The organism is Rathayibacter sp. AY1D9, assembly GCF_002932395.1.
GTDB lineage: Bacteria > Actinomycetota > Actinomycetes > Actinomycetales > Microbacteriaceae > Rathayibacter.
The window spans coordinates 20,699-39,463 of record NZ_PSVQ01000033.1; the positions used below are offsets into that span (position 1 = coordinate 20,699).

Here is an 18,765-nt window from a genome sequence, read left to right on the forward strand (position 1 = left end):
GCCGGTCGTCGGCCCGGCCCCTACGCGCACCAGTCGCGCGAGCGTCCGTTGACGCTGCGCGCGGTGTCGCCGGTGCCGAGGTCGACGAGCACGGTCGAGGTCGCGCTGAAGCCCGGCTCGCCCGGGTAGTCGTCCGGCCGGCCCTCCACCGAGACGGTCTCGACGGCGAGGTACTGCCCGTTCGGCGAGAGGCAGACGCCGCGGATGCGCCCCGTCGGCGAGGTGCGGAACACCTCCGAGGTGCCGGACGCGTCGACGCGGACGACGGAGTACTGGGTCGCCCCCGTCTCCGGCGCGTACTCGGCCTCGAGCTCGACGTAGCTCCCGGAGTCGAGGAGCAGGATCTGCACGGGCGACGCGGTCGCGCTCACGTCCGCCGGCGGGAGGGCGAGCGTCTCGACCGAGCCGTCGGCCAGGTCGATCAGCGAGCCCGACTCCGGATCGGCGACCACGAGCCGGTTCGCGCCGGGCACGAATCCGCGCAGCTCCGCGTGCTGCCCGAGCGGGCTGATCGAGCCGGGCGTCAGCAGGTCGAGCAGGAGCACCGTGTCGTCGAGCGAGTGGGTGACGACCGAGGTGGTGCCGGGCACGAACATCCAGTCGCGCGCCCGCAGCGGCCCGCCGTCTATCCCGAGCACGGGGACCGCCTCGGCCTTCTGGTCGGTGAGGTCGTAGGAGTAGAGGGCGCGGTCGAGCGGGCCCGACGGCGCCTGCCCGGTGAAGGTCCAGCCGAGCACGCCCTTCTCGGGCGAGGAGTGCAGCTCGCGCACGATCCCGGGGCCGGGGAGCGGGATCACGCCCTCGGAGCCGGTGTCGAGCGTGACCGTGCGGAGGAGGTTCGTCTCGTCCGGCTCGATGGTCACGACGACCAGCACCGGGCCGACGACGGCGTAGTCCTGGATCCGGTCGGCCGTGACGAGGACCCGGGCGTCGCCTCCGGAGAGCGGGCGGACGCGGACGGCGTCGGGCTGCGAGGGGTCGTCGGCGGTGCGGTCGAGCGTGAAGAGGTCGGGGTCCTTCGTGGTGAAGGAGGCGGAGACGTCGGCGGCCGAGCCGGTCGCGGCGCTGCGGGCGTCGTCGATCCCGATCTCGTAGCGGGTGGCGTAGCGGAGGGTGTCGGTGAAGGTGACGGTGAGCACGCCGCCGTCGAGCTCGGCGGTGTGCGGGGCGTCCGGAGCGACGCGGACGCGGTCGAGCGCGTCGGGCTCGAGAGCCTGGTCGAGGTGCAGGCGGGCTCGGGAGCCGTCGCGCTCGACCACGCCGTCGGTGCTGACCTCGAGGGAGGCGACCCGGGGCCCCTTCGCGACGGTGGCGGCGGTCAGGCCTCCGACCGCGAGGACGAGCACCGCGACGACCGCCCAGAAGAGCCGCGGGAAGCGGGAGGCGCCTGCGGAGTCGAGGCCGGGAGCCCGCCGCGCGCCGCCTCCGGCCCGTCGCCCGCTCTGCGCCGACGTGCCGCCGCCGGGAGACGCGCCGGGCTCGAGAGACGCGCCGCGCTCAGGAGACGCGCCGCGCTCAGGATTCGCGCCGCGCTCAGTAGACATACGGCATCGCCGGCTCGTCGATCGGAGTGAGCGCCTCCGGCTCCAGCACGACCGCCTCGGCGCTGGTGACGCTCGGGTTCGCGCCGAAGCCGCCGCTCGCCTCCAGCCACTGCCCCTCCGACCAGGTGTCGGCCCAGCCGGCCTGGTAGACCGGCACGCCCACCGGCTGGGCGTCCACCGCGCAGCAGGTGACGACGAAGCGGGCGATGTAGAAGACGTTCTCGGGGTCGGAGGCGTCGGGGGTCACGAATCCGCTCACCGTGGCCGTGCGGCCGGCGAGGAACTGCTCGCTCGCGCCCTGACGCAGCAGGGTCGCCCAGTCGCGCACGCTGAACGAGGCCGTGTCGCCGGTGGGCGCCGCGGCGGTCACGGAGGCGTCGACGGCGCTCGTGTTGACCTCGCGCTGCGTCGCGGTCGAGGCGGTGAGGGCGGCCGGCGGGAGCACGAGCAGGGCGACGGCGGCGGAGGCGATCACCGCGACTCCGGCCGCGACCGCGACCACCCGGTGCCAGGGGCGGGCGGGCGTGGGGGCGTGGAGGTGCTCGACGTCGTCCTCGTGCTCGTGCTCGTCCTCCTCCGCTCGCGGCACCACCGCGAAGGCCGCGATCAGCAGCACGCCGGCGATCACCGCGAGCACCACCGAGAACTCGAAGTAGCGGGGGTGGATGTAGAGGCCGAGCCGGCCGGTCGCCGCGAGCCACAGGGTCGAGACGACGCCGATCAGGCTGAGGACGACGCCCTTCCAGCGGGCGAGGAGGCGCTCAGAGCGCATAGTTCACCGCCAGTCCCAGCACGGCGGCGGCGAGGGCGACCAGCACGGTGACGCGCACCAGCGTCGCGGCCGAGAACGTGGTGCGCAGCAGCGCGAGCATCTTGACGTCGATCATCGGGCCGAAGACGAGGAATGCGATGATGCCTCCCGGCAGGAACGTGGAGCCGAACGAGAGCACGAAGAACGCGTCGACGTTCGAGCAGATCGAGATGACGAACGCGAGGACCATCAGCGCCAGCACCGACCAGAGCGGGTCGCCGCCGAGCGTGGTCAGTACATCGCGCGAGACGCCGACCTGGATCAGCCCCGCGATGGCGGCGCCGACGAACAGCGCCGGCATCATCGCCCCGGTCTCCTCGGCGAACAGCAGCACGCTGCGCCGGGAGCGGTCACGGAGGGAGCGGGAGGGCCGCTCGCCCGCCTCGCACGCAGCGCGGAAGCGGACGGTGAGCAGGCTCATCGGATCGGAGTGGCGGCTGAAGATCCAGCCGACGAGGTTCGCGATCGCGAAGCCGCCGACGATGCGCCAGACGAGGATCCCGTCGGCCCAGCCGAAGGCCTGGTAGGTCGTGACGATGGTGATCGGATTCACGATCGGCGCGGCGAGCAGGAACGTCATCGACTCCGACACCGAGAGGCCCTTGACGATCAGCCCGCGCGCGAGCGGCACGTTGCCGCACTCGCAGACCGGGAGGAGCACGCCGAGCAGCGAGATCACGAGCCGCCGCGGGAGCGCCCGCTTGGGCAGGATCCTCAGCAGCACGGCCTCGGGCACCCACAGCTGCACCGCGATCGAGAGGACGATGCCGAGGAACACGAACGGCAGCGACTCGATGACGACGCTGATCGAGAGGGTGAGGAAGTCGCGCATCGCGTCCGAGAGGGCGTCGCCCGCCGCGTCCGGGGCGAGCGGGCGCGTCGCCACGAGGACGGCGACCAGGGCGAGCCCGAGGAGCGGCCCGCGCCGCGACCGCCGGGCGCCCGGGGACGCGCGGGTCGGGGCGGCGAGCGCGGATTCGGGGGACATCCCGACCCATCGTAGGCGGGGGTCCTGCGCGGGCCGGCGCGGGGCGCGGGCGCGGGGCCGCCGGGTGTCGCCCGGGGCGCACGAGAACCCAGAAGTGGCCGTACGGGAGCGCGAGTACCGCGACTCCTGCCTGCTCGCGGTGTCGACTGCGCCCGACCTGGCGAGGTCCGGCCGTCCGCGAGTGTCCGATCGTCGTCGCACTCGCGCTCGAGTGCGACGACTTCTGGACGCTCGATGCGAGGGCGCGCGCCGAGGGTCGCGGGAGGCGGGCGCGGCACTCGCGCACCGGCCCTCCGGGTGCAGGATGAGCGCATGCCCGCCTCCCCCGCGCACCCCCTCCGCGTGCGGATGCAGCCGCGCGCGATCGACGAGGCGCACCGCGTCTCGAGTCCGCTCGAGCTGCTCGTCGACCTGACCTTCGTCGTCGCGATCGCGCAGATCGCCCAGCAGCTCGCCCACGCGACCGAGGAGGGGCACCTCGCCGAGGGGCTCCTCCCCTTCGGCATGGTGTTCTTCGCGATCTGGTGGGCGTGGATGAACTTCACCTGGTTCGCCTCCGGGTACGACACCGACGACGTGCCCTACCGGCTGCTGACCCTCGCCCAGATGGGCGGCGTCCTGGTGCTCGCGGCGGGAGTGCCGGCCGGCTTCGAGGACGGCGACTACCGGGCGATCACCATCGGCTACGCGATCATGCGGTTCGCGCTGGTGAGCCAGTGGATCCGCGTCGCCGTGTCCACTCCGGAGCACCGCACCTCCGCCGTGCGCAACGCCGTCGGCTTCTCGATCGTGCAGGTCGGCTGGCTGCTGCGGCTGCTCCTGCCCGAGGAGGTCGGGGTGGTGAGCTTCCTGCTCCTGGTCGCCTGCGAGCTGGCGGTGCCCCTCTGGGCGCAGCGGGCGGGCGACGCGAACTGGCATCCGCACCACGTCGCCGAGCGGTACGGGCTGTTCACGATCATCCTGCTCGGCGAGGGCGTCCTCGCGGCGGTGATGGGCGTGCAGCGGGCGGTGACGGAGGCGGGCGTCAGCGCCTCGCTCGTGCTGGTCGCGGCCTGCGGGCTGGTGATCGTGTTCGCGCTGTGGTGGCTGTCGTTCTCGCATCCCTCCGGCGAGCTGCTGGAGCGGCGGCGCGGCCTCTCCTACCGCTGGGGCTACGCGCACTTCGCGGCGTTCGCGGCCCTCGCGGCGCTGGGATCCGGGCTGGAGGCGGCCGTCGCCGCGACCGCGGGCCACCTCGAAGCGTCCGACACGGTGATCGGCGCGGCCGTCGCGGTGCCGGTCGCGGTCTTCGTCCTGACCCTGTGGGCGGTGCACGCGCCGCTCGGCGAGCACCAGCCGATGCCCGCGCGGCTGGCGCTCCCCGGTGTCGCGCTGGCGCTGGCGACTCCGCTCGTGGCGGGACTGCTCGGCGTGGGCGGGGTGCTGGTCGCGCTGGCCGCGGTGTCGGCGGGGCTGGTCGCCGCGGTGGTGGGGCGCGGGCGCACCGCGGAGTGACGGGGTCGGCGGGCGAGGCGCGGAGCCGTCGCGAGAGGCGCGTCCGTCACCTCGAGACACCGCCCTCGTCGGCGAGACGCCGGCCTGGCGGCGGTGTCCCGGCGGGAGCGGAACGCCTCGACGAGCGCACCGCGGCGGCGGCTACCCCCGTCGCGGCAGCGGCTCCGGGCGGCGGGGCACCCAGCAGCGGACGCGCGAGCGGTAGCGCTCGAAGTCGGCTCCGAAGCGGGCGGCGAGGTCCGCCTCCTCCAGCGGGCGCACGGCCTGGTTCCAGACGACGGCGCCGAGGAGCGCGTACAGCACGACCAGCCACGACGAGAGCAGCAGCCCGACCGCCGCTCCCTGCACGATGCCGGCGACCGCCATCGGGTTGCGGACCCAGCGGTAGGGGCCGGCGATCACCAGCCGGTTGGTCATCGCGATCGGCAGCGGCGTGCCGTCGCCGAGGAGCGACATCGTGAGCCCCGACCAGATCCCGAGCGCGCTCGCCGCGACCAGCAGCAGGACGCCGACGCCGACGACCGCGGGCGGCGCCGCTCCGAGGCTCACGCCCCAGCGCTCCTCCAGCGCGGCGATCACCAGCGGGACGACGACCAGCGCGCCTCCCCAGAACACCGCGATCTGCCCGAGGGTCGCGGCGAGGTACGATCCGGGCCGGCGGCCCGCGGTCGCGACGCGGAAGGAGAAGGGACCGGAGGCGATCCAGCGCGTGGGCACCCGGCCGAGCAGGAGCAGGCACGCCGCGACGACGGAGCCGCCCGCCGCGGCGAGCATCGCGACGACGCCCCAGCCCGCCTCCCCCGTCAGGGTGGCCCAGACGGCCAGGGCGACCGCGACGAGGAGCGTCCAGGCCGACGCGGTGACGGCCGCCCAGCGGATCCCGGCCGCGGCCAGAGCGGAGGCGCCGACGAACAGCGGGAGGTCGAGAGCCGCGACAGGGACGGGATCGAGGCTGCCGAGCGTCGCGATCCGCACCGCGGGGACGAGCGCCACGGCGACCCACCAGGCCGCGCCGCCGAGGGCCTGCACGGCGAAGTAGAGGCGTCCCCAGGGCATGGCTGCACGGTACTTCATAGCTGAACCCAAGGAACGACCCAGGGCGTTGACGGGCTCGGCGCCCTAGGCTCGGAACCAGTTCCCGCCGCCTCCACGAGAAGCGGCCCACCACGACGCCAAGGACGACGCCGATGAACCGCACGACCGTGATCACCGCACTCGCCTGCGGGCTCCTCCTCACCGCCGCCGCAGCCACTCCCGCTGTCGCCGCGACCTCGGACACCGCCGGGGACTCCACCCGCTCCGTCGACGAGTTCGGCGTTCTCGCCGCGACCGACGGCGACACGCTGCTGATCAACGGGCGCGCCTTCCTCCTCGAGTAGGTCCTCCCCGCCGGGCACGGCCGCGAGGACGCCACTCGCGGCGCCGGCCTCCTGATCCGCCACTGCGTCGACGTCGACGCCGCCGCGGCCGTCGTCCCGTCGGCCGTCACCGACGCCACCGACGCCACCGACGCCGACTTCCTGCCCGTGTTCCCGCCGACCGTCACCGAGCCCGCCGATACCGCGCCCCGATGGCCGGTGGGCGAAGCCTCGAGCCGGGCGACCCCGGATGGTCATCCACCCCCACTAGGGTGACGCTACTCATGCCCGGTCCTCCGGCCGTGGACCGGATCCGACACGGATTCCGCGAGGGGTGCCGCCCGGCAGTCGTCTCGCCCGTTCGCGGACCGCCCTCCCCGGGAAGGCTCCGCCTCCCCGCGGCTGGAGTCAGCATGGAGTCCCCCTTCCCCCTCGCGCACCGGCGATCCGGCACCACCGTCGGACTGCTGTCGACCTTCCCGCCCACGCGGTGCGGGCTCGCGACCTTCACCGAGGCCCTCGGCGGAGCACTGGCCGACGACCACGGCGCCGGCATCCGCACCGTCCGCGTGATGGACGAGCTCGCCGTGCCCGGATCGACACCCGGCACGAGCGTCGTGGCCGAGCTCGTCGCGGGCGACCCGGCGAGCACCGCGCGCGCGGCCGCCGAGCTCGACTCCTGCGACGTCGCGATCATCCAGCACGAGTACGGCATCTACGGCGGACCCGACGGCGACGAGGTGATCGCGCTGATGGAGCGGCTGGCCGTGCCCGTGATCGTGGTCCTGCACACGGTGCTGGAGACGCCCACCCCCTCGCAGCGCCTCGTGCTGGAGCGGGTCGCCTCCCTCGCCGACGCGGTCGTGGTGATGACGGCCGTCGCGGCCGAGATCCTCGAGCGCCGGTACGACGTGGACGCCTCGCGCGTCGTCGTCATTGCCCACGGCGTCCCCGTCTGGAACGCGGCCGCCCGCCCCGCCGCCGCCGCGGATCCGCAGATCATCACCTGGGGCCTGATCGGCCCGGGCAAGGGCATCGAGTGGGGGATCCGCGCGATGGCCGACCTGCGCGACGCCGGCGTCTCCGCCCACTACACCGTCTACGGGCAGACGCACCCCAAGGTCGTCGCGCACGCCGGCGAGGCCTACCGGGAGTCGCTGGCCGACCTGATCGCCGAGCTGCGGCTCGAGGACCGGGTCGTGCTCGACGGCCGCTACCTCGATCCCTCCCAGCTCGCCGCGGCGGTCGCCGAGGCCGACGCCGTCCTGCTGCCCTACGACTCCCGCAACCAGGTCACCTCCGGAGTGCTCGTCGAGGCGCTGGCCGCCGGACGACGGGTCATCGCGACGGAGTTCCCCCACGCTCTCGAGCTGCTCGGGAACGGCCGCGTCCGCACGGTCGCGCACGAGGACCCCAGCGCGATGGCCGCGGCGCTGCGCGAGGTGCTCGCCGGCTCCGCCCCCGCAGCCGCTCCGGCCGCCCTCTCCTGGCCCGCGGCCGCCGGCCTCTACCTCGATCTCGTCGAGCGCCTCCGCATCGAGCACGCGGCGTGACCGCGGGGCCCGCCCTCGCGACGGCACTCCCCTACGAGCACCTCGACGCCCTCACCGACGAGCGCGGGCTTCACGAGCACGCGCTGCTCGATGCGCCCCGTCCTGAGCACGGCTACTGCGTCGACGACGTCTCCCGCGCCCTGATCGTGGTGGCGCAGGAGCCGGAGCAGACGTTCCGGACCCGTCGCCTCACGGAGCAGTACCTCCGCTTCCTCGAGGCGGCCGCCGAGCCGGACGGCACCGTGCACAACCGGCTGTCGCCCGACGGCGAGTGGGCCGACGCCTCCTCGCTCGGCGACTGGTGGGGCCGCAGCGTCTGGGCGGCGGGGGTCGTCGCCGCGCACGCCGAGCTGCCGCTGACCCGCCGCCGCGCGATGCGGCTCTTCCTCCACCTCGCGGAGGAGCGCTCGCCGGATCTGCGCGCCATGACGTTCGCGGTGCTCGGCGCGGTCGAGGTCGTCGCCGTCCGCCCGCACTCGCTGGTCGCGGTCCAGCTGCTGCACGACGCCGCGCCGATGCTCCTCTCCTGCACGGATCAGGCCTGGCCCTGGCCGGAGGCGCGCCTGCGCTACGCCAACGGCTGCGTCCCCGAGGCGCTCCTGGCGGCCGGCGAGGCCCTGCAGGATCCGCCGCTGCTCGCGCGCGGTTTCACCGCCCTCGCCTTCCTGCTGGGCCTCGAATCGCGCGACGGCCGCCTCTCGGTGACGGGCGTGGCCGGCCGCGGGCCGGACGAGCTCGGAGTGCTCTTCGACCAGCAGCCGATCGAGGTCGCCGCCATCGCCGCCGCGTGCGCCCGCGCCCTGACGCTCGACGAGGATCCGCTCTGGCGCGAGGGCCTCGCCTCCTGCTGGGCCTGGTTCCACGGGGTCAACGACTCCGCGACCGTGATGGTCGATCCGCTCTCCGGCGCCGGGTATGACGGGCTGGAGCCGCAGGGGCGCAACGAGAACCGGGGCGCGGAGTCGACGATCGCCGCCCTGCACACCTCGCTCGTCGTGCGGCGGGCCGGCCTTCAGCCGACGCGGCCGAGCGTCCCGGCGGCCCCCGCGGCCGTCGCCGCCCGATGACCGCAGGACCCGGGGACCCGGCGGCCGGGCTGCGGATCGCGATGCTCGCGCCGGTCGCGTGGCGCACGCCGCCGCGCCACTACGGGCCGTGGGAGCAGGTCGCGAGCCTCCTGACCGAGGGGCTGGTCCGCCGCGGAGTCGACGTGACGCTCTTCGCGACCGGCGACTCCGTGACGACGGCCGCGCTCGAGTCGGTCGCTCCGACGGGCTACGCCGAGTCGGGCCGCGACGGCCGTGTCTGGGAGGCGCTGCACACCGCGGCGGCCCTCGACCGTGCCGGCGAGTTCGACCTGGTGCACAACCACCTCGACTGGCTGCCGCTCGCCCTCGCGGCGCAGTGGCCCGTGCCACTCGTGACGACGGTGCACGGCTTCTCGGGGCCCGAGATCCTGCCCGCCTACCGCGAGGCGCTGCGGCACCCGCGCACCGCGCACCTGGTGTCGATCTCGGACAGCGACCGCTCCCCCGAGCTCGACTACGCGGCGACGGTGCACCACGGGATCGACGTGGACGGCTTCCCCGCCGGATCCGGAGGCGAGGACCTCGTGATCCTCGGCCGGATCCACCCCGACAAGGGCACGGCGGAGGCGGTCCGGATCGCCGCCGCGGCCGGGCGGCGACTCCTCCTCTGCGGCATCGTGCAGGACGAGCGCTACTGGCGCGAGGAGGTCGAGCCGCTCGTCGACGGGACGCGCGTCGTCTACCGCGGCTCGGTCGGGCCGGAGGAGCGCGCCCTCGTGCTCGGCGGAGCGCTCGCGCTCCTGCATCCGATCGGCTTCGACGAGCCGTTCGGCCTCTCCGTCGTCGAGGCGATGGCGTGCGGGACGCCGGTGATCGCGTACCGCCGCGGATCCATGGCCGAGATCATCGACGAGGGCGTCACCGGGTTCGCGGTGGGCTCCCTGTCGGAGGCGGTCGCCGCGGTCGAGCGGGCCGGGCTCCTCGATCGGGCGGCCGTGCGGGCGACTGCTCGCCGCCGCTTCGCGGTGGACCGGATGGTCGACGAGTACCTCGCGGTGTACGCGGGGGTGCTGGGGCGCTGACGCCGGCCTCGCGTCGGCATCGGATGCTCGCGTGGCTCCCGGCCCTCTGCACCGAGTCGCCCGAGAAGGCTCGTTCTCGACGCGGAGAACGAGCCCTCCCGGGCGACTGAGCGATGCTGATAGGAAGAGGCCGTGCCTCGACCTCATCTCTTCGTCACCCGCGGAAGCCTCCTCCACTTCGCCTGCGACGCGTGGCTCCTGCCGACGGACCGCTTCCTCTCGTTCACGGACTTCTGGCGCGGGGTGCCGCAGCTGGAGGATCGCGCACGCGCCGCGCTGACTCCGGAGTTCTCGGACGGCCGACAGGCGGCACTGCCGCTCGCGCCGCGCGACGGCGAGCCCACTCCCGTCCTCACCGCCGTCCCCGATCGCGCCGTGCGCGACGCCGAGGACAGCGAAGGACTCGCCGACATCGCCCGCCGCCTCCGGGCGTTCGTCGAGGTCGCCGCGCGGACGGCGACGAGGGATCGGCGCACCGGGCGGCCGCTGCCGCTCCTGGCCGTGCCGCTCTTCGCGACGGCGGGCGGCGGATCAGGGACCCTCCGCGACGCCGTGCTCGCCCAGCAGCTCCGCGTGCTGCGGGAGGCCGCCGAGGCGTTCCAGGTCGACATCGCGATCGTCACCCTCCGCGCCGACGTCCACGCCTTCGCCCAGTCCAGGCGACGACTCGATCCCGCGACGTCCTGGCCCGAGCTGGAGGCTCCGGCCCTCGAGGAGGCGCAGAGCCTCGCCGAGCGCGCCCGGCGCCGCCGGCTCGTGCCCTTCCTCGGCGCCGGGACCAGCGTCAGCGCCGGCGGCCCCTCCTGGGACGGACTGCTCGAGGAGCTCGGCCGCGAGATCGGACTCGACTCCGAGACGTCCGCGGTCCTCAGCGGGAAGAACGTGCTCGACCAGGCGTCCTACCTCGCGACGCTCTTCGACGAGGAGCAGCCCGGACGGTTCGCCGAGGCCGTCGCCCGTGAGATCGGCTCCCTCGAGCGGTACGGTCTCGCTCCGGCGCTCCTCACCGCGATCGACTCCGAGCAGGCCATCACGCTCAACTACGACCGCCTCTTCGAGACGGCGTCCGAGGACGCGGGCGTCCCCCGCGCCGTCATCCCCGGCGACCACGAGGGCGACCACGAGCGCTGGCTGCTCAAGCTCCACGGCACTGTCGACGACCCGTCCTCGATCGTCCTCACCCGCGACGACTACCTCGGCTTCGACTCCTCCCGCCGCGCCCTCTCCTCGATCGTGAAGGCCACCCTCGCGACCCGGCACCTGCTCTTCGTCGGCTTCGGCCTCACCGACGACCACTTCCACGAGATCGTCCACGACGTCAGCCGCGCGTTCCCCTCCTCCGCCTCGGGAACGCTCGCGACCGCGCTCACCCTCTTCGCGGATCCGCTCGACGAGCGCCTCTGGCAGGGGAGGCTGCGGCTCGTGCCGATGCTGCCGGTGCCCCGCGATCCGTCCCGCGTCGGCGAGGCCGCCCGCGTCCTCGAGATCTTCCTCGACGCCCTCGCCGCCTTCGCGACGGACGCCCACTCGTACCTCCTCGCGCGGGGGCACGAGAGCGCGATGACCGAGGCGGAGCTGCGGCTGCGGGAGCGGCTCATCGCGCTGCTGCGGGAAACGACGGCGGAGGAACGGGCGACCGGAGCGTGGCAGGAGGTCGCGGGGATGAGTGAGCGGCTGGGTGGGGACAGCCGATGACGTCATGGACTCGGGAGGCCCGGGTCACTTCAGACGTGGACGATCTCGACGGGGGCGCGCACTCCTCGCCTCGCCGCTCGGTCTCACGCCCGCACGAACCGCCTCGCCGGCTTTCCCACCGCGCCCGATGCCAGCTCGCCCGTCTCGTGGAGGAACGGCAGCATCGCCCGGCGGAAGCTGTCCCGCATCAGCGGCTCGCCGGCGACCTGCTCGTGCAGGTCGTGCAGCTGTCGCATGGTGAACGGCTCGGCGACGAGGCGGTACGGGTCGGGGCGGTTCCGGTACTCCTCCCTGATGGTGAGCAGCGCGCGCGCGACGATCTCGTCGTGGTCGAACGCGAGGGGCCCCTTCTCGGCGACGGGCACGGCGAGGCCCGACGCCTGCGTCGCCTCCCAGGGCGCGACCGCGAGGTACGCCACCGACATCACCCAGCCGCGGTCGTCCCTCTCCGGAGCATCGAAGACGTGCAGCTGGCGCAGCCCGACGCCTTCGATGCCCGTCTTCGTCCGGAGCCCGCGTCGGACGGCGTCGTCGAGGCGCTCCCGCTCATGGACGAAGGTGCCAGGGAGGCGACGGCCGTACCCGTCCTCGATGAGGACGATCGAGAGCGGGCCGCCGGGAGGCACGGTGAGCACCGCGGCGTCCACGGCGACGGAGGGTCGCGGATGGTCGGTCAGCTCTGCGGTTGCCATCTGGTAATTGAAGCAGAAGTGCGCTAACTTCGGTGGCATGGAGTTAGCGCAAATCCGCGCTAACCGGAACGGGGGCTCTCATGACCACACACAGTACGAAGCTGACGTCGATGCAGACGGACCGGGCGGTCGGCGCGATCGTCGCCTCCGCGGCCGCCGACGCGCTGGGGGCACCGTACGAGTTCCACCCGCCGCTCGCCGACGGCGTCCCTGTCCGGCTGCACGCGGGCGGCGGCTGGGATCTGGGCGAGTGGACCGACGACACGAGCATGGCGATCCCGATCCTCGAGGAGCTCGCGGCCGGCGCCTCCCTCGACGATCCCGAGACGCTGCACCGCATCGGCAGGCAGTGGCGGACCTGGGCCGGGACCGCGAAGGACGTCGGCATCCAGATCCGCCGCGTGCTGTCCACGGCCCCCGGGGCGAGCGAGTCCGAGCTGCGCGCTACGGCGGAGCAGGTGCACCGGTCCACCGGACGCTCGGCCGGGAACGGCTCGCTCATGCGCACCGGCCCGGTCGCGCTCGGCCTGCTGCACGCGGACGACGCGACCCTCGCGGCCGCCGCCCGTCGGCTGAGCGACCTGACGCACTTCGAGGACGACGCCGGAGACGCGTGCGTGCTGTGGTCGCTCGCGATCCGCCACGCGATCCTCGAGGGCGCCTTCGACGTCCGCAGTGGCATCACCGCGCTGCCCGAGGAGCGGCGGACGCTGTGGTCGGAGCGCTTCGACGTCGCCGAGCGGACCGCGCACCCGAAGGACATCCCCGGGAGCAACGGCTGGGTCGTCGCGGCGATCCAGGCCGCCTGGTGCGCCCTCACGCACAGCACGACCCTCCAGGAGGCGATCGAGCTGGCCGTCCGCAGCGGCAACGACACGGACACGGTCGCGGCGATCACCGGGTCGCTCGCCGGCGCCCGCTGGGGACGCTCAGCTGTTCCCGCCGCGTGGCTCCGGCACCTGCACGGCTGGCCCGGGCAGACCGTTGACGACCTGGTGCGCAGCGCCGTGCTCGCCACCCGCCGAGGCGTCGCCGGCGAGAACGGCTGGCCGGCCGCTGCGCGCTGGCCGGTGAGCGGCCTGCCCGCCACGCTCGTCGTCCACCCGCACGACGACGGCGTGCTCCTCGGGGACCTGACCGCCCTGGACACCCTCACCGAGGACGGCACCGGCCCGCGCGTCGACGCCGTCGTCTCGCTGTGCCGGGTGGGCCGCGAGCAGGTGCCGGCCTTCATCGGCGCGCGGACCGCGGTCTGGCTGGTCGACCAGGACGGCAGCAACGCCGATCCGGCCGGCGTGCTCGCGGATGCGGCCGACTCCGTCGCCGCCTACCGGGCCGAGGGCCTGACCGTGCTCGTGCACTGCTTCGAGGGGCGGAGCCGGACGCCCTCCGTCGGAGCCGCGTACAGCGTCCGGCACCTCGGTATCCCCACCGACCAGGCGCTCCAGGAGGTCAGCGCGGTGCTGCCGCGGGCGCGGCCGGCGCGGTTCCTGGTGGATGCGGTGCACGCGGTGCGGCCTGCGGAGGTGGAGATCGATGGCTGAGTTCACGCCCGGCGATCTCGGCTTCGTAAGGGCCCATCTACTCGGAGGTCCCCTCGACGGCACCAGCTACGGCGATAATCCTGTCTTCCCCGACGGCCTGCCCGGAACGTCGATTTCCGTCCCGCTGCCCGATACGGACGGGCTCATGGCGACGTACCAGCGGAAGCCCGAGCAGGCGGCGGACGGCGATTGGGTCTACACCTTCGTCGGACTGGAGAACGGCCTCAGCGCTCCGCCGATGGCTGCACCGACAGAAGCCTATGACGAGGATGAGGACATGCCCGTACCGGACCCCGCCGAACGTTTCACCCACGAGCAGGGCTGGTGGATCGCCAGCGAGCTGTGCCGCCGGCACTCCCGGCTCTCGGCTTTCGCAGCCATCTTCCTCGATGGTCACTATCACGGGCCGCAGGTCGTCGATCGGCTCCGCCCTTCCTCTCCCGGCGTCTTCTTCAATCAGAAGGGTCGCATCCACTTCCTCGGACTCCGACCCGAAGTGGAGCCGATCACGTGGCAGGAAGTCCTCGCGGCGGAGAACCCGCACGAGATCGTCCAGCGGATCGAAGTGACGCTCGGCCTCGGTTCATCCTCCGCCGACGCCACGACGGCACGATCGATCGGCTACCGAGTGGTCTCCGGCCTCCTGACTCGCGGCCTCAACGACCGTCGGCCCTGGGACGTCGTCTTCAGCATCGAGGACCACCTGACCCACATCTCCCCCGCCCCCGCGCTGCAGTCGTTCCCGAACCTCCCGATACCGTCCGGCCTCCGTGATGAGGAGCTGGGCGACCGGCTCCGCCGCATCCTGGTCATGACGCGGGGCGGGGATCCGGTGCTCGCCGTTGATGAGGACGGCCGAGCGCACCTCCGGACCGGCGAGCACGTCGATCTCCTTACGGTCTACAAGCGGAAGAGGCGGCTCGACGATGTGCTCGACGAGGTGATGGAGCGGCTGGAGCCCTGAGAGCGGGTGCCCTGCCGCGTCGTCGAGCAGGGCGACCGTTCCTTCAGAGGGAGAAGTAGTAATCCCTCAGCAGCGCCGCCATCTGCTTGCGCCGCTCGATGAGGAAGGACGGGTAGTCGGCGGCCGTCGCGTCGAGGAGGCTCTCGGGCACCGCGGAGGAGCGGAGGTTGGCGAGCAGCTCGGCCTCGGTCGTGATGTCGCCGAGGTCCGGCGTTCCCGCTTCGATCTGCGCCCGCACGCGCGCTCCGTACTCGGCCGGCGCGAGCCTGCCGATGCGGATGTTGACCGGCGTCTCCGCGAGGACGTAGTTCGCGATCTGGTTGCGGTCAGCGGCATCGTTGATCCCGCTCGCCTGAAGGTACGCCTTCGGGAAGAGGTGGTGGATGTCGCCCATGCCCGAATCGCCGAGCATGTCCGACGCGCCCACGTGGTTCGAGAGGAACCCGCGCGCTCCGCGCTTCACCATCGCGGCCAGGTAGACGACGAAGTAGGGGCTCCGGCTGCTCGACGTGACCAGGTCGAGCGGAAGACCCTCCGTCCAGTACGCCTCGGACAGCGCACTGCGCTCGATCGACTCGAGGTAGGCCTGCGCTCCCATCTCACGGAGGCGCCGGAGGTCGAGCTCCCACGTGGTCTCGAAGCTGCCGGAGTGTCGGCCGAGGAGCATCGACATGACGAACCAGCGCCGCACGATCCTCTGGATCTCGGGCATGGGCAGCTCGCCCTCGTCCGACAGGCGCAGGAACAGGGCGTAAGCGAAGTTGACGGCGTTGCGCGAGGTGATCAGCGACGGCGAGATGAAGCCGGCGGAGGTCAGCGTCATCAGGAACTGCGTGAACCTGTAGCGGTTGGTGATCCGGTAGAGAGCGCGCTCGAGGCGCTCGAAGGACTCCTGCGCGATCGCGTCGTCGAACTTCTTGGTCTCGAAGTCGCGGCCGGACAGGTAGCTCACCATCGCGACCATGCGCCCGCGATCGAACTCGATCAGACCGGCGACCCGCAGGACGTCCTGGTAGGTCGGGTCGTAGAGGTCGCTCGCGTCGTCCTTGAGCCAGCTGATCTTCGCGAAGTAGTCGGTCTCGGCGAAGGTCGGGTCGTTCTCCTGGATGATCGCGTGGAAGTGCGGTGCGACGGCCATGTGCGAGAAGTAGTCGATGAACTTCCGCAGCTGCGCGCCGTACTCGCCGTAGGAGGCGATCTTGCTCATCGCGAAGTCGGCGGGTGTGAGCCGCGCGCCGCTCGAGTTGATGCGCACGAAGATCTCCGTGACGGTCTCGATGTCGAGGTTCTCCGCGAGGTCGATGATGCCCACCTGCCTGGTGCGCACGTTCATCAGCTTCGAGAAGTTCGTCTCGACGACCGAGCGGTCGGCCTCGGGGTTCTTCTCGAGGTACTCGCGGACGAGGCCGAAGAGGTTCTCGGGCTTCATCACGGCAGCGATGTCAGGCAGCCACTCCGGGTTGTTCCGGAGGACCGGGGTGTAGGTCTCGAAGCTCTCCGTCAGCGGGTTGAACGCGATCCGCATCCGCGTCTTCTTGTAGTCCTTCGTGACGATCGAGCCGCCGGCGAGCGCCGTCGTCAGCGCCGTCACCCGCTGCTGGCCGTCGATCAGGATCTGCTTGGACCCCGACAGCGAACCGTCCTTGAGGCGCACGGCCGTGTTCTGCCAGGTGATGAGGTACCCGACGGGATAGCCCTGATAGAGCGAGTCGATCAGATCGCGCACCTTTGTGCTCGTCCACACGAACGGCCTCTGGATCTCGGGGATCGCGATCTTGCCGGTCTCCACCCAGTTGAGCACGTTGCCCACCGAGTGCTGGGCGACGGTGTACTTGTCCATGGGTGGGGCGCCTTTCGAAGGGTGATGGACGGAGGGTGGCAGCGACCACCGACATGTCGAGGAGGTCAGGGAATACGCAACAGAGGCGAAGGCGTGCCGCTCCACGCCTGAACAGACTGATCGCAGGCGCTCTCCTTAGCGACACGATCAGCTTCAGCTTCAGAAAACATCTTCACCGTTCGTCGTCAGAGGACCGGACCGTCGGCTCGAGACCTTTTTCCCGCAGATGGGCAAGCGCCCGCTCGACGATCTCAATCTTCCGCTTCAGATCTTTGAGAGATCCCGCGGACGCGTCGGAGAACTCGTCGAGACGCTCGTGTTGACGGCGAATCTCGATCTCGGTGCGAGTAAGAATCGCCCACACCTCCGGATCGGGCTCGAGGTGCCGCTTCTGGCGAAGGAGCGAGACCGCGAGGCGTTGCACGATGATTGCCTCGACAACGTCGGCGGTGGTGCCGGGACTGGCCAGCCCGAACGCGATTCCTCCGCCGCCTGCAGTGACCAACGAGCCTGCAGTCAGCAATCCCCCGATCATGCCACCCGGACCGAAGCTAGCCAGAGCACTGGTTATGACGGCCGCTCCTGCCAGACCGGGACCTGCTGCAAGGGCGAGCCCCCCCGCCGCCACGACCATTGCGGCTGCGCCCGCACCGATGGCGCCCCACTTGATCCAGCTGAGTCCCCGAGGTCCGGTCAGGGCGGCTTGCGCTTCCTTCGTCGCCGCGAACACATCCGTACCGAAACGACTGGTGAGCCCCAACTCGGCGGTCAGGTCCGCCATGGCGGCCTGCCACTTCTCACGGGGGATACTGATCTCGAAGGGCTTGATGACATTCTCTGAGGCAAGAACGGTCATGAGAGCGGCCGCCTGCTCCTTGTCGAGGTGACCTATCGGACGCGGTTCCGGCGCTACGGCCTTTGTGTCCGTGAGATCGAACCTCAGCCGTGCGATCTCAAGAGGAAGCGGGCGGTTTTCCCGAACGTTTCGCGCACGAATCTCCTCCAGCGAGAACGCTTGCACATAACGGAGTGCGCCGGCGAAGCGCTCCGCCACATCACCTTCAAGGTTCGCCCCCACCAGGTGGGCGTAGCGCAGGGCGAGCAGGCCCGCCATCTCGACTCCGTCGAGGGGAATGTCGAGCCCCCTGTCGATCATGTCGATTTCCCTCGAACGAGAGCCGAAGAGTCCGAATCCGATCACCTCCGCCACAACCGCAGTCGAGAGGTAGTCCACTGCGGAGTGCGCACGCTTGTCTATAGGGGCTTGTCTGGTCTGCACTCGGAAGTCGAGGAGGTAGTCGAAGACCGATGAGAGCCCTCGATGAGCAGCAACTGGGTCCGGAGCATTCCACACGTTGACCCACCAGCCGAGATTCGCCGGAGGCTCTCTCACCGCATCGCGAAGCTTGTCGACATCAAACCCTCCGTTTCCGAGTGGGCTGCCGATGGTAAGCAGACCGATGACTCTCACGGCGACCGGAAGCCGTCGGATCAAGTCCGCAGCGATGACCGAACCGAGGCTGTGGCCGACGATTAAGAGGTCGCCCGTGTCAGGCAGAGAGCGCAGAATCAGATTCAGCACCTCAGCGCGGATGTGCGGCTCATTAAGGTAGTTGTGCGCCTGTTTGAACGGAGGCAGACGGGTCACCGCGCCAACAGCAACGTCGCCGCCCACCCAACCGATTCCGGGGTCTTGGCGACCCAACCGGATTTCCATCGCTGCTGTCCGCTCCTCGAACTCGCGGCGGTTCTTCCTCGCCGCCTCTCGAGTGGGTGGCTTGACCGTGATCGCAGGGATCGGTTCCCGCGCATTCGCCCCCCGCAATGCATGCGGGTACTTGGGGGCGACAACGTTTACCGCGTCAAGATCGGGGTAGCCAAGTTTGAGGAGAGCCGTGTTCAACGCTACTTCCCAGGCGTCGTCTTGATCTCCGGTGCCGATGCCGTGCAGGAAGAGCAGAGTGGGACCGGTGGACATGAGCAGCTCCATTTCTCGCCATAGGTCCCCGAGCGAGGACGGAACTGGCCTTCGCCGAGACTACAGACGGCACACGTAGCGCATCGACATGGCCTGGACGACCAGCTGTTAGACAAGCGGACTGGAGGCGCCTTGGCGCCGACGGGGAGAGAGTTTTGTCTCGATCCCTCCGCTCACACCCCGCCCCGCACCCC

The 18,765-nt window shown here is 71.7% G+C and carries 15 protein-coding genes; 8 read left to right on the top strand and 7 right to left on the bottom strand.

The annotated features are described in order from the left end of the window. Positions 1 to 20: 20 nt before the first annotated feature. The 3 genes from C5C50_RS13045 to C5C50_RS13055 are packed head-to-tail and all read right to left on the bottom strand — an operon-like array spanning position 21 to position 3,343. Positions 21 to 1,544, bottom strand: a complete 1,524-nt coding sequence (locus C5C50_RS13045) for a hypothetical protein (RefSeq protein ID WP_104273622.1) — start codon at positions 1,542 to 1,544, stop codon at positions 21 to 23. Further along, the gene (locus tag C5C50_RS13050) at positions 1,534 to 2,316 is read right to left on the bottom strand and encodes a TIGR03943 family putative permease subunit (RefSeq protein ID WP_104273623.1); all 783 of its coding nucleotides are present in this window, start codon (positions 2,314 to 2,316) and stop codon (positions 1,534 to 1,536) included. Before C5C50_RS13050 ends, C5C50_RS13045 begins: the two co-directional genes overlap by 11 nt. Beyond that, positions 2,306 to 3,343, bottom strand: a complete 1,038-nt coding sequence (locus C5C50_RS13055) for a permease (RefSeq protein WP_104273624.1) — start codon at positions 3,341 to 3,343, stop codon at positions 2,306 to 2,308. Before C5C50_RS13055 ends, C5C50_RS13050 begins: the two co-directional genes overlap by 11 nt. 312 nt (positions 3,344 to 3,655) lie before the next feature. On the opposite strand from C5C50_RS13055, the gene C5C50_RS13060 reads away from it, so the two are divergent. Continuing rightward, positions 3,656 to 4,837 (top strand): low temperature requirement protein A, encoded by a 1,182-nt coding sequence (locus tag C5C50_RS13060; protein WP_219813904.1) that lies wholly within the window; start codon positions 3,656 to 3,658, stop codon positions 4,835 to 4,837. 141 nt (positions 4,838 to 4,978) lie between these two features. On the opposite strand, the gene C5C50_RS13065 is transcribed toward C5C50_RS13060, so the two are convergent. Continuing rightward, on the bottom strand, positions 4,979 to 5,893 hold the full coding sequence (locus C5C50_RS13065; RefSeq protein ID WP_104273625.1) for an isoprenylcysteine carboxylmethyltransferase family protein: 915 nt from the start codon (positions 5,891 to 5,893) through the stop codon (positions 4,979 to 4,981). A gap of 131 nt (positions 5,894 to 6,024) precedes the next feature. On the opposite strand from C5C50_RS13065, the gene C5C50_RS13070 reads away from it, so the two are divergent. The 5 genes from C5C50_RS13070 (at position 6,025) to C5C50_RS13090 (ending at position 11,553) form a co-directional block, all read left to right on the top strand. Next, the gene (locus C5C50_RS13070) at positions 6,025 to 6,216 is read left to right on the top strand and encodes a hypothetical protein (RefSeq protein ID WP_104223384.1); all 192 of its coding nucleotides are present in this window, start codon (positions 6,025 to 6,027) and stop codon (positions 6,214 to 6,216) included. A gap of 392 nt (positions 6,217 to 6,608) precedes the next feature. Further along, the gene (locus C5C50_RS13075; RefSeq protein ID WP_104273626.1) at positions 6,609 to 7,748 is read left to right on the top strand and encodes a glycosyltransferase; all 1,140 of its coding nucleotides are present in this window, start codon (positions 6,609 to 6,611) and stop codon (positions 7,746 to 7,748) included. Next, a complete protein-coding gene (locus C5C50_RS13080) occupies positions 7,745 to 8,815 on the top strand; it encodes a glycosyltransferase (RefSeq protein ID WP_181133934.1) in 1,071 nt (356 codons plus the stop codon). Before C5C50_RS13075 ends, C5C50_RS13080 begins: the two co-directional genes overlap by 4 nt. Next, positions 8,812 to 9,858: a glycosyltransferase family 4 protein gene (locus tag C5C50_RS13085; protein WP_258067759.1), complete on the top strand. Its 1,047-nt coding sequence runs from the start codon at positions 8,812 to 8,814 to the stop codon at positions 9,856 to 9,858. Before C5C50_RS13080 ends, C5C50_RS13085 begins: the two co-directional genes overlap by 4 nt. 132 nt (positions 9,859 to 9,990) lie before the next feature. Further along, entirely contained in the window at positions 9,991 to 11,553 is a 1,563-nt protein-coding gene (locus tag C5C50_RS13090) for an SIR2 family protein (protein WP_104273627.1), read from the top strand. 83 nt (positions 11,554 to 11,636) lie between these two features. On the opposite strand, the gene C5C50_RS13095 is transcribed toward C5C50_RS13090, so the two are convergent. Then, positions 11,637 to 12,245 (bottom strand): NUDIX hydrolase, encoded by a 609-nt coding sequence (locus C5C50_RS13095; RefSeq protein ID WP_104273628.1) that lies wholly within the window; start codon positions 12,243 to 12,245, stop codon positions 11,637 to 11,639. Positions 12,246 to 12,325: 80 nt separating this feature from the next. Here C5C50_RS13095 and C5C50_RS13100 point away from each other — a divergent pair, with 80 nt between their 5' ends. Both C5C50_RS13100 and C5C50_RS13105 read left to right on the top strand, forming a co-directional pair. Next, complete coding sequence (locus tag C5C50_RS13100) at positions 12,326 to 13,789, top strand: ADP-ribosylglycohydrolase family protein (RefSeq protein WP_104273629.1); 1,464 nt, start codon at positions 12,326 to 12,328, stop codon at positions 13,787 to 13,789. Then, positions 13,782 to 14,753 carry a hypothetical protein gene (locus C5C50_RS13105; protein ID WP_104273630.1) on the top strand — a complete coding sequence of 324 codons (972 nt, stop codon included), beginning with the start codon at positions 13,782 to 13,784 and terminating at the stop codon, positions 14,751 to 14,753. Before C5C50_RS13100 ends, C5C50_RS13105 begins: the two co-directional genes overlap by 8 nt. Positions 14,754 to 14,796: 43 nt before the next feature. On the opposite strand, the gene C5C50_RS13110 is transcribed toward C5C50_RS13105, so the two are convergent. Then, entirely contained in the window at positions 14,797 to 16,593 is a 1,797-nt protein-coding gene (locus C5C50_RS13110; protein WP_104273631.1) for a DUF262 domain-containing protein, read from the bottom strand. Between the two features lie 172 nt (positions 16,594 to 16,765). Continuing rightward, on the bottom strand, positions 16,766 to 18,571 hold the full coding sequence (locus C5C50_RS13115) for a hypothetical protein (protein ID WP_104267944.1): 1,806 nt from the start codon (positions 18,569 to 18,571) through the stop codon (positions 16,766 to 16,768). Positions 18,572 to 18,765: the final 194 nt, after the last annotated feature.

Coding starts and splice junctions, on each gene's coding strand:
- C5C50_RS13060 (WP_219813904.1), top strand. CDS start 3,656: ATGCCCGCCTCCCCCGCGCACCCCCTCCGCGTGCGGATGCAGCCGCGC.
- C5C50_RS13105 (WP_104273630.1), top strand. CDS start 13,782: ATGGCTGAGTTCACGCCCGGCGATCTCGGCTTCGTAAGGGCCCATCTA.
- C5C50_RS13095 (WP_104273628.1), bottom strand. CDS start 12,245: ATGGCAACCGCAGAGCTGACCGACCATCCGCGACCCTCCGTCGCCGTG.
- C5C50_RS13075 (WP_104273626.1), top strand. CDS start 6,609: ATGGAGTCCCCCTTCCCCCTCGCGCACCGGCGATCCGGCACCACCGTC.
- C5C50_RS13055 (WP_104273624.1), bottom strand. CDS start 3,343: ATGTCCCCCGAATCCGCGCTCGCCGCCCCGACCCGCGCGTCCCCGGGC.
- C5C50_RS13050 (WP_104273623.1), bottom strand. CDS start 2,316: ATGCGCTCTGAGCGCCTCCTCGCCCGCTGGAAGGGCGTCGTCCTCAGC.
- C5C50_RS13085 (WP_258067759.1), top strand. CDS start 8,812: ATGACCGCAGGACCCGGGGACCCGGCGGCCGGGCTGCGGATCGCGATG.
- C5C50_RS13100 (WP_104273629.1), top strand. CDS start 12,326: ATGACCACACACAGTACGAAGCTGACGTCGATGCAGACGGACCGGGCG.
- C5C50_RS13045 (WP_104273622.1), bottom strand. CDS start 1,544: ATGTCTACTGAGCGCGGCGCGAATCCTGAGCGCGGCGCGTCTCCTGAG.
- C5C50_RS13065 (WP_104273625.1), bottom strand. CDS start 5,893: ATGCCCTGGGGACGCCTCTACTTCGCCGTGCAGGCCCTCGGCGGCGCG.
- C5C50_RS13110 (WP_104273631.1), bottom strand. CDS start 16,593: ATGGACAAGTACACCGTCGCCCAGCACTCGGTGGGCAACGTGCTCAAC.
- C5C50_RS13115 (WP_104267944.1), bottom strand. CDS start 18,571: ATGTCCACCGGTCCCACTCTGCTCTTCCTGCACGGCATCGGCACCGGA.
- C5C50_RS13070 (WP_104223384.1), top strand. CDS start 6,025: ATGAACCGCACGACCGTGATCACCGCACTCGCCTGCGGGCTCCTCCTC.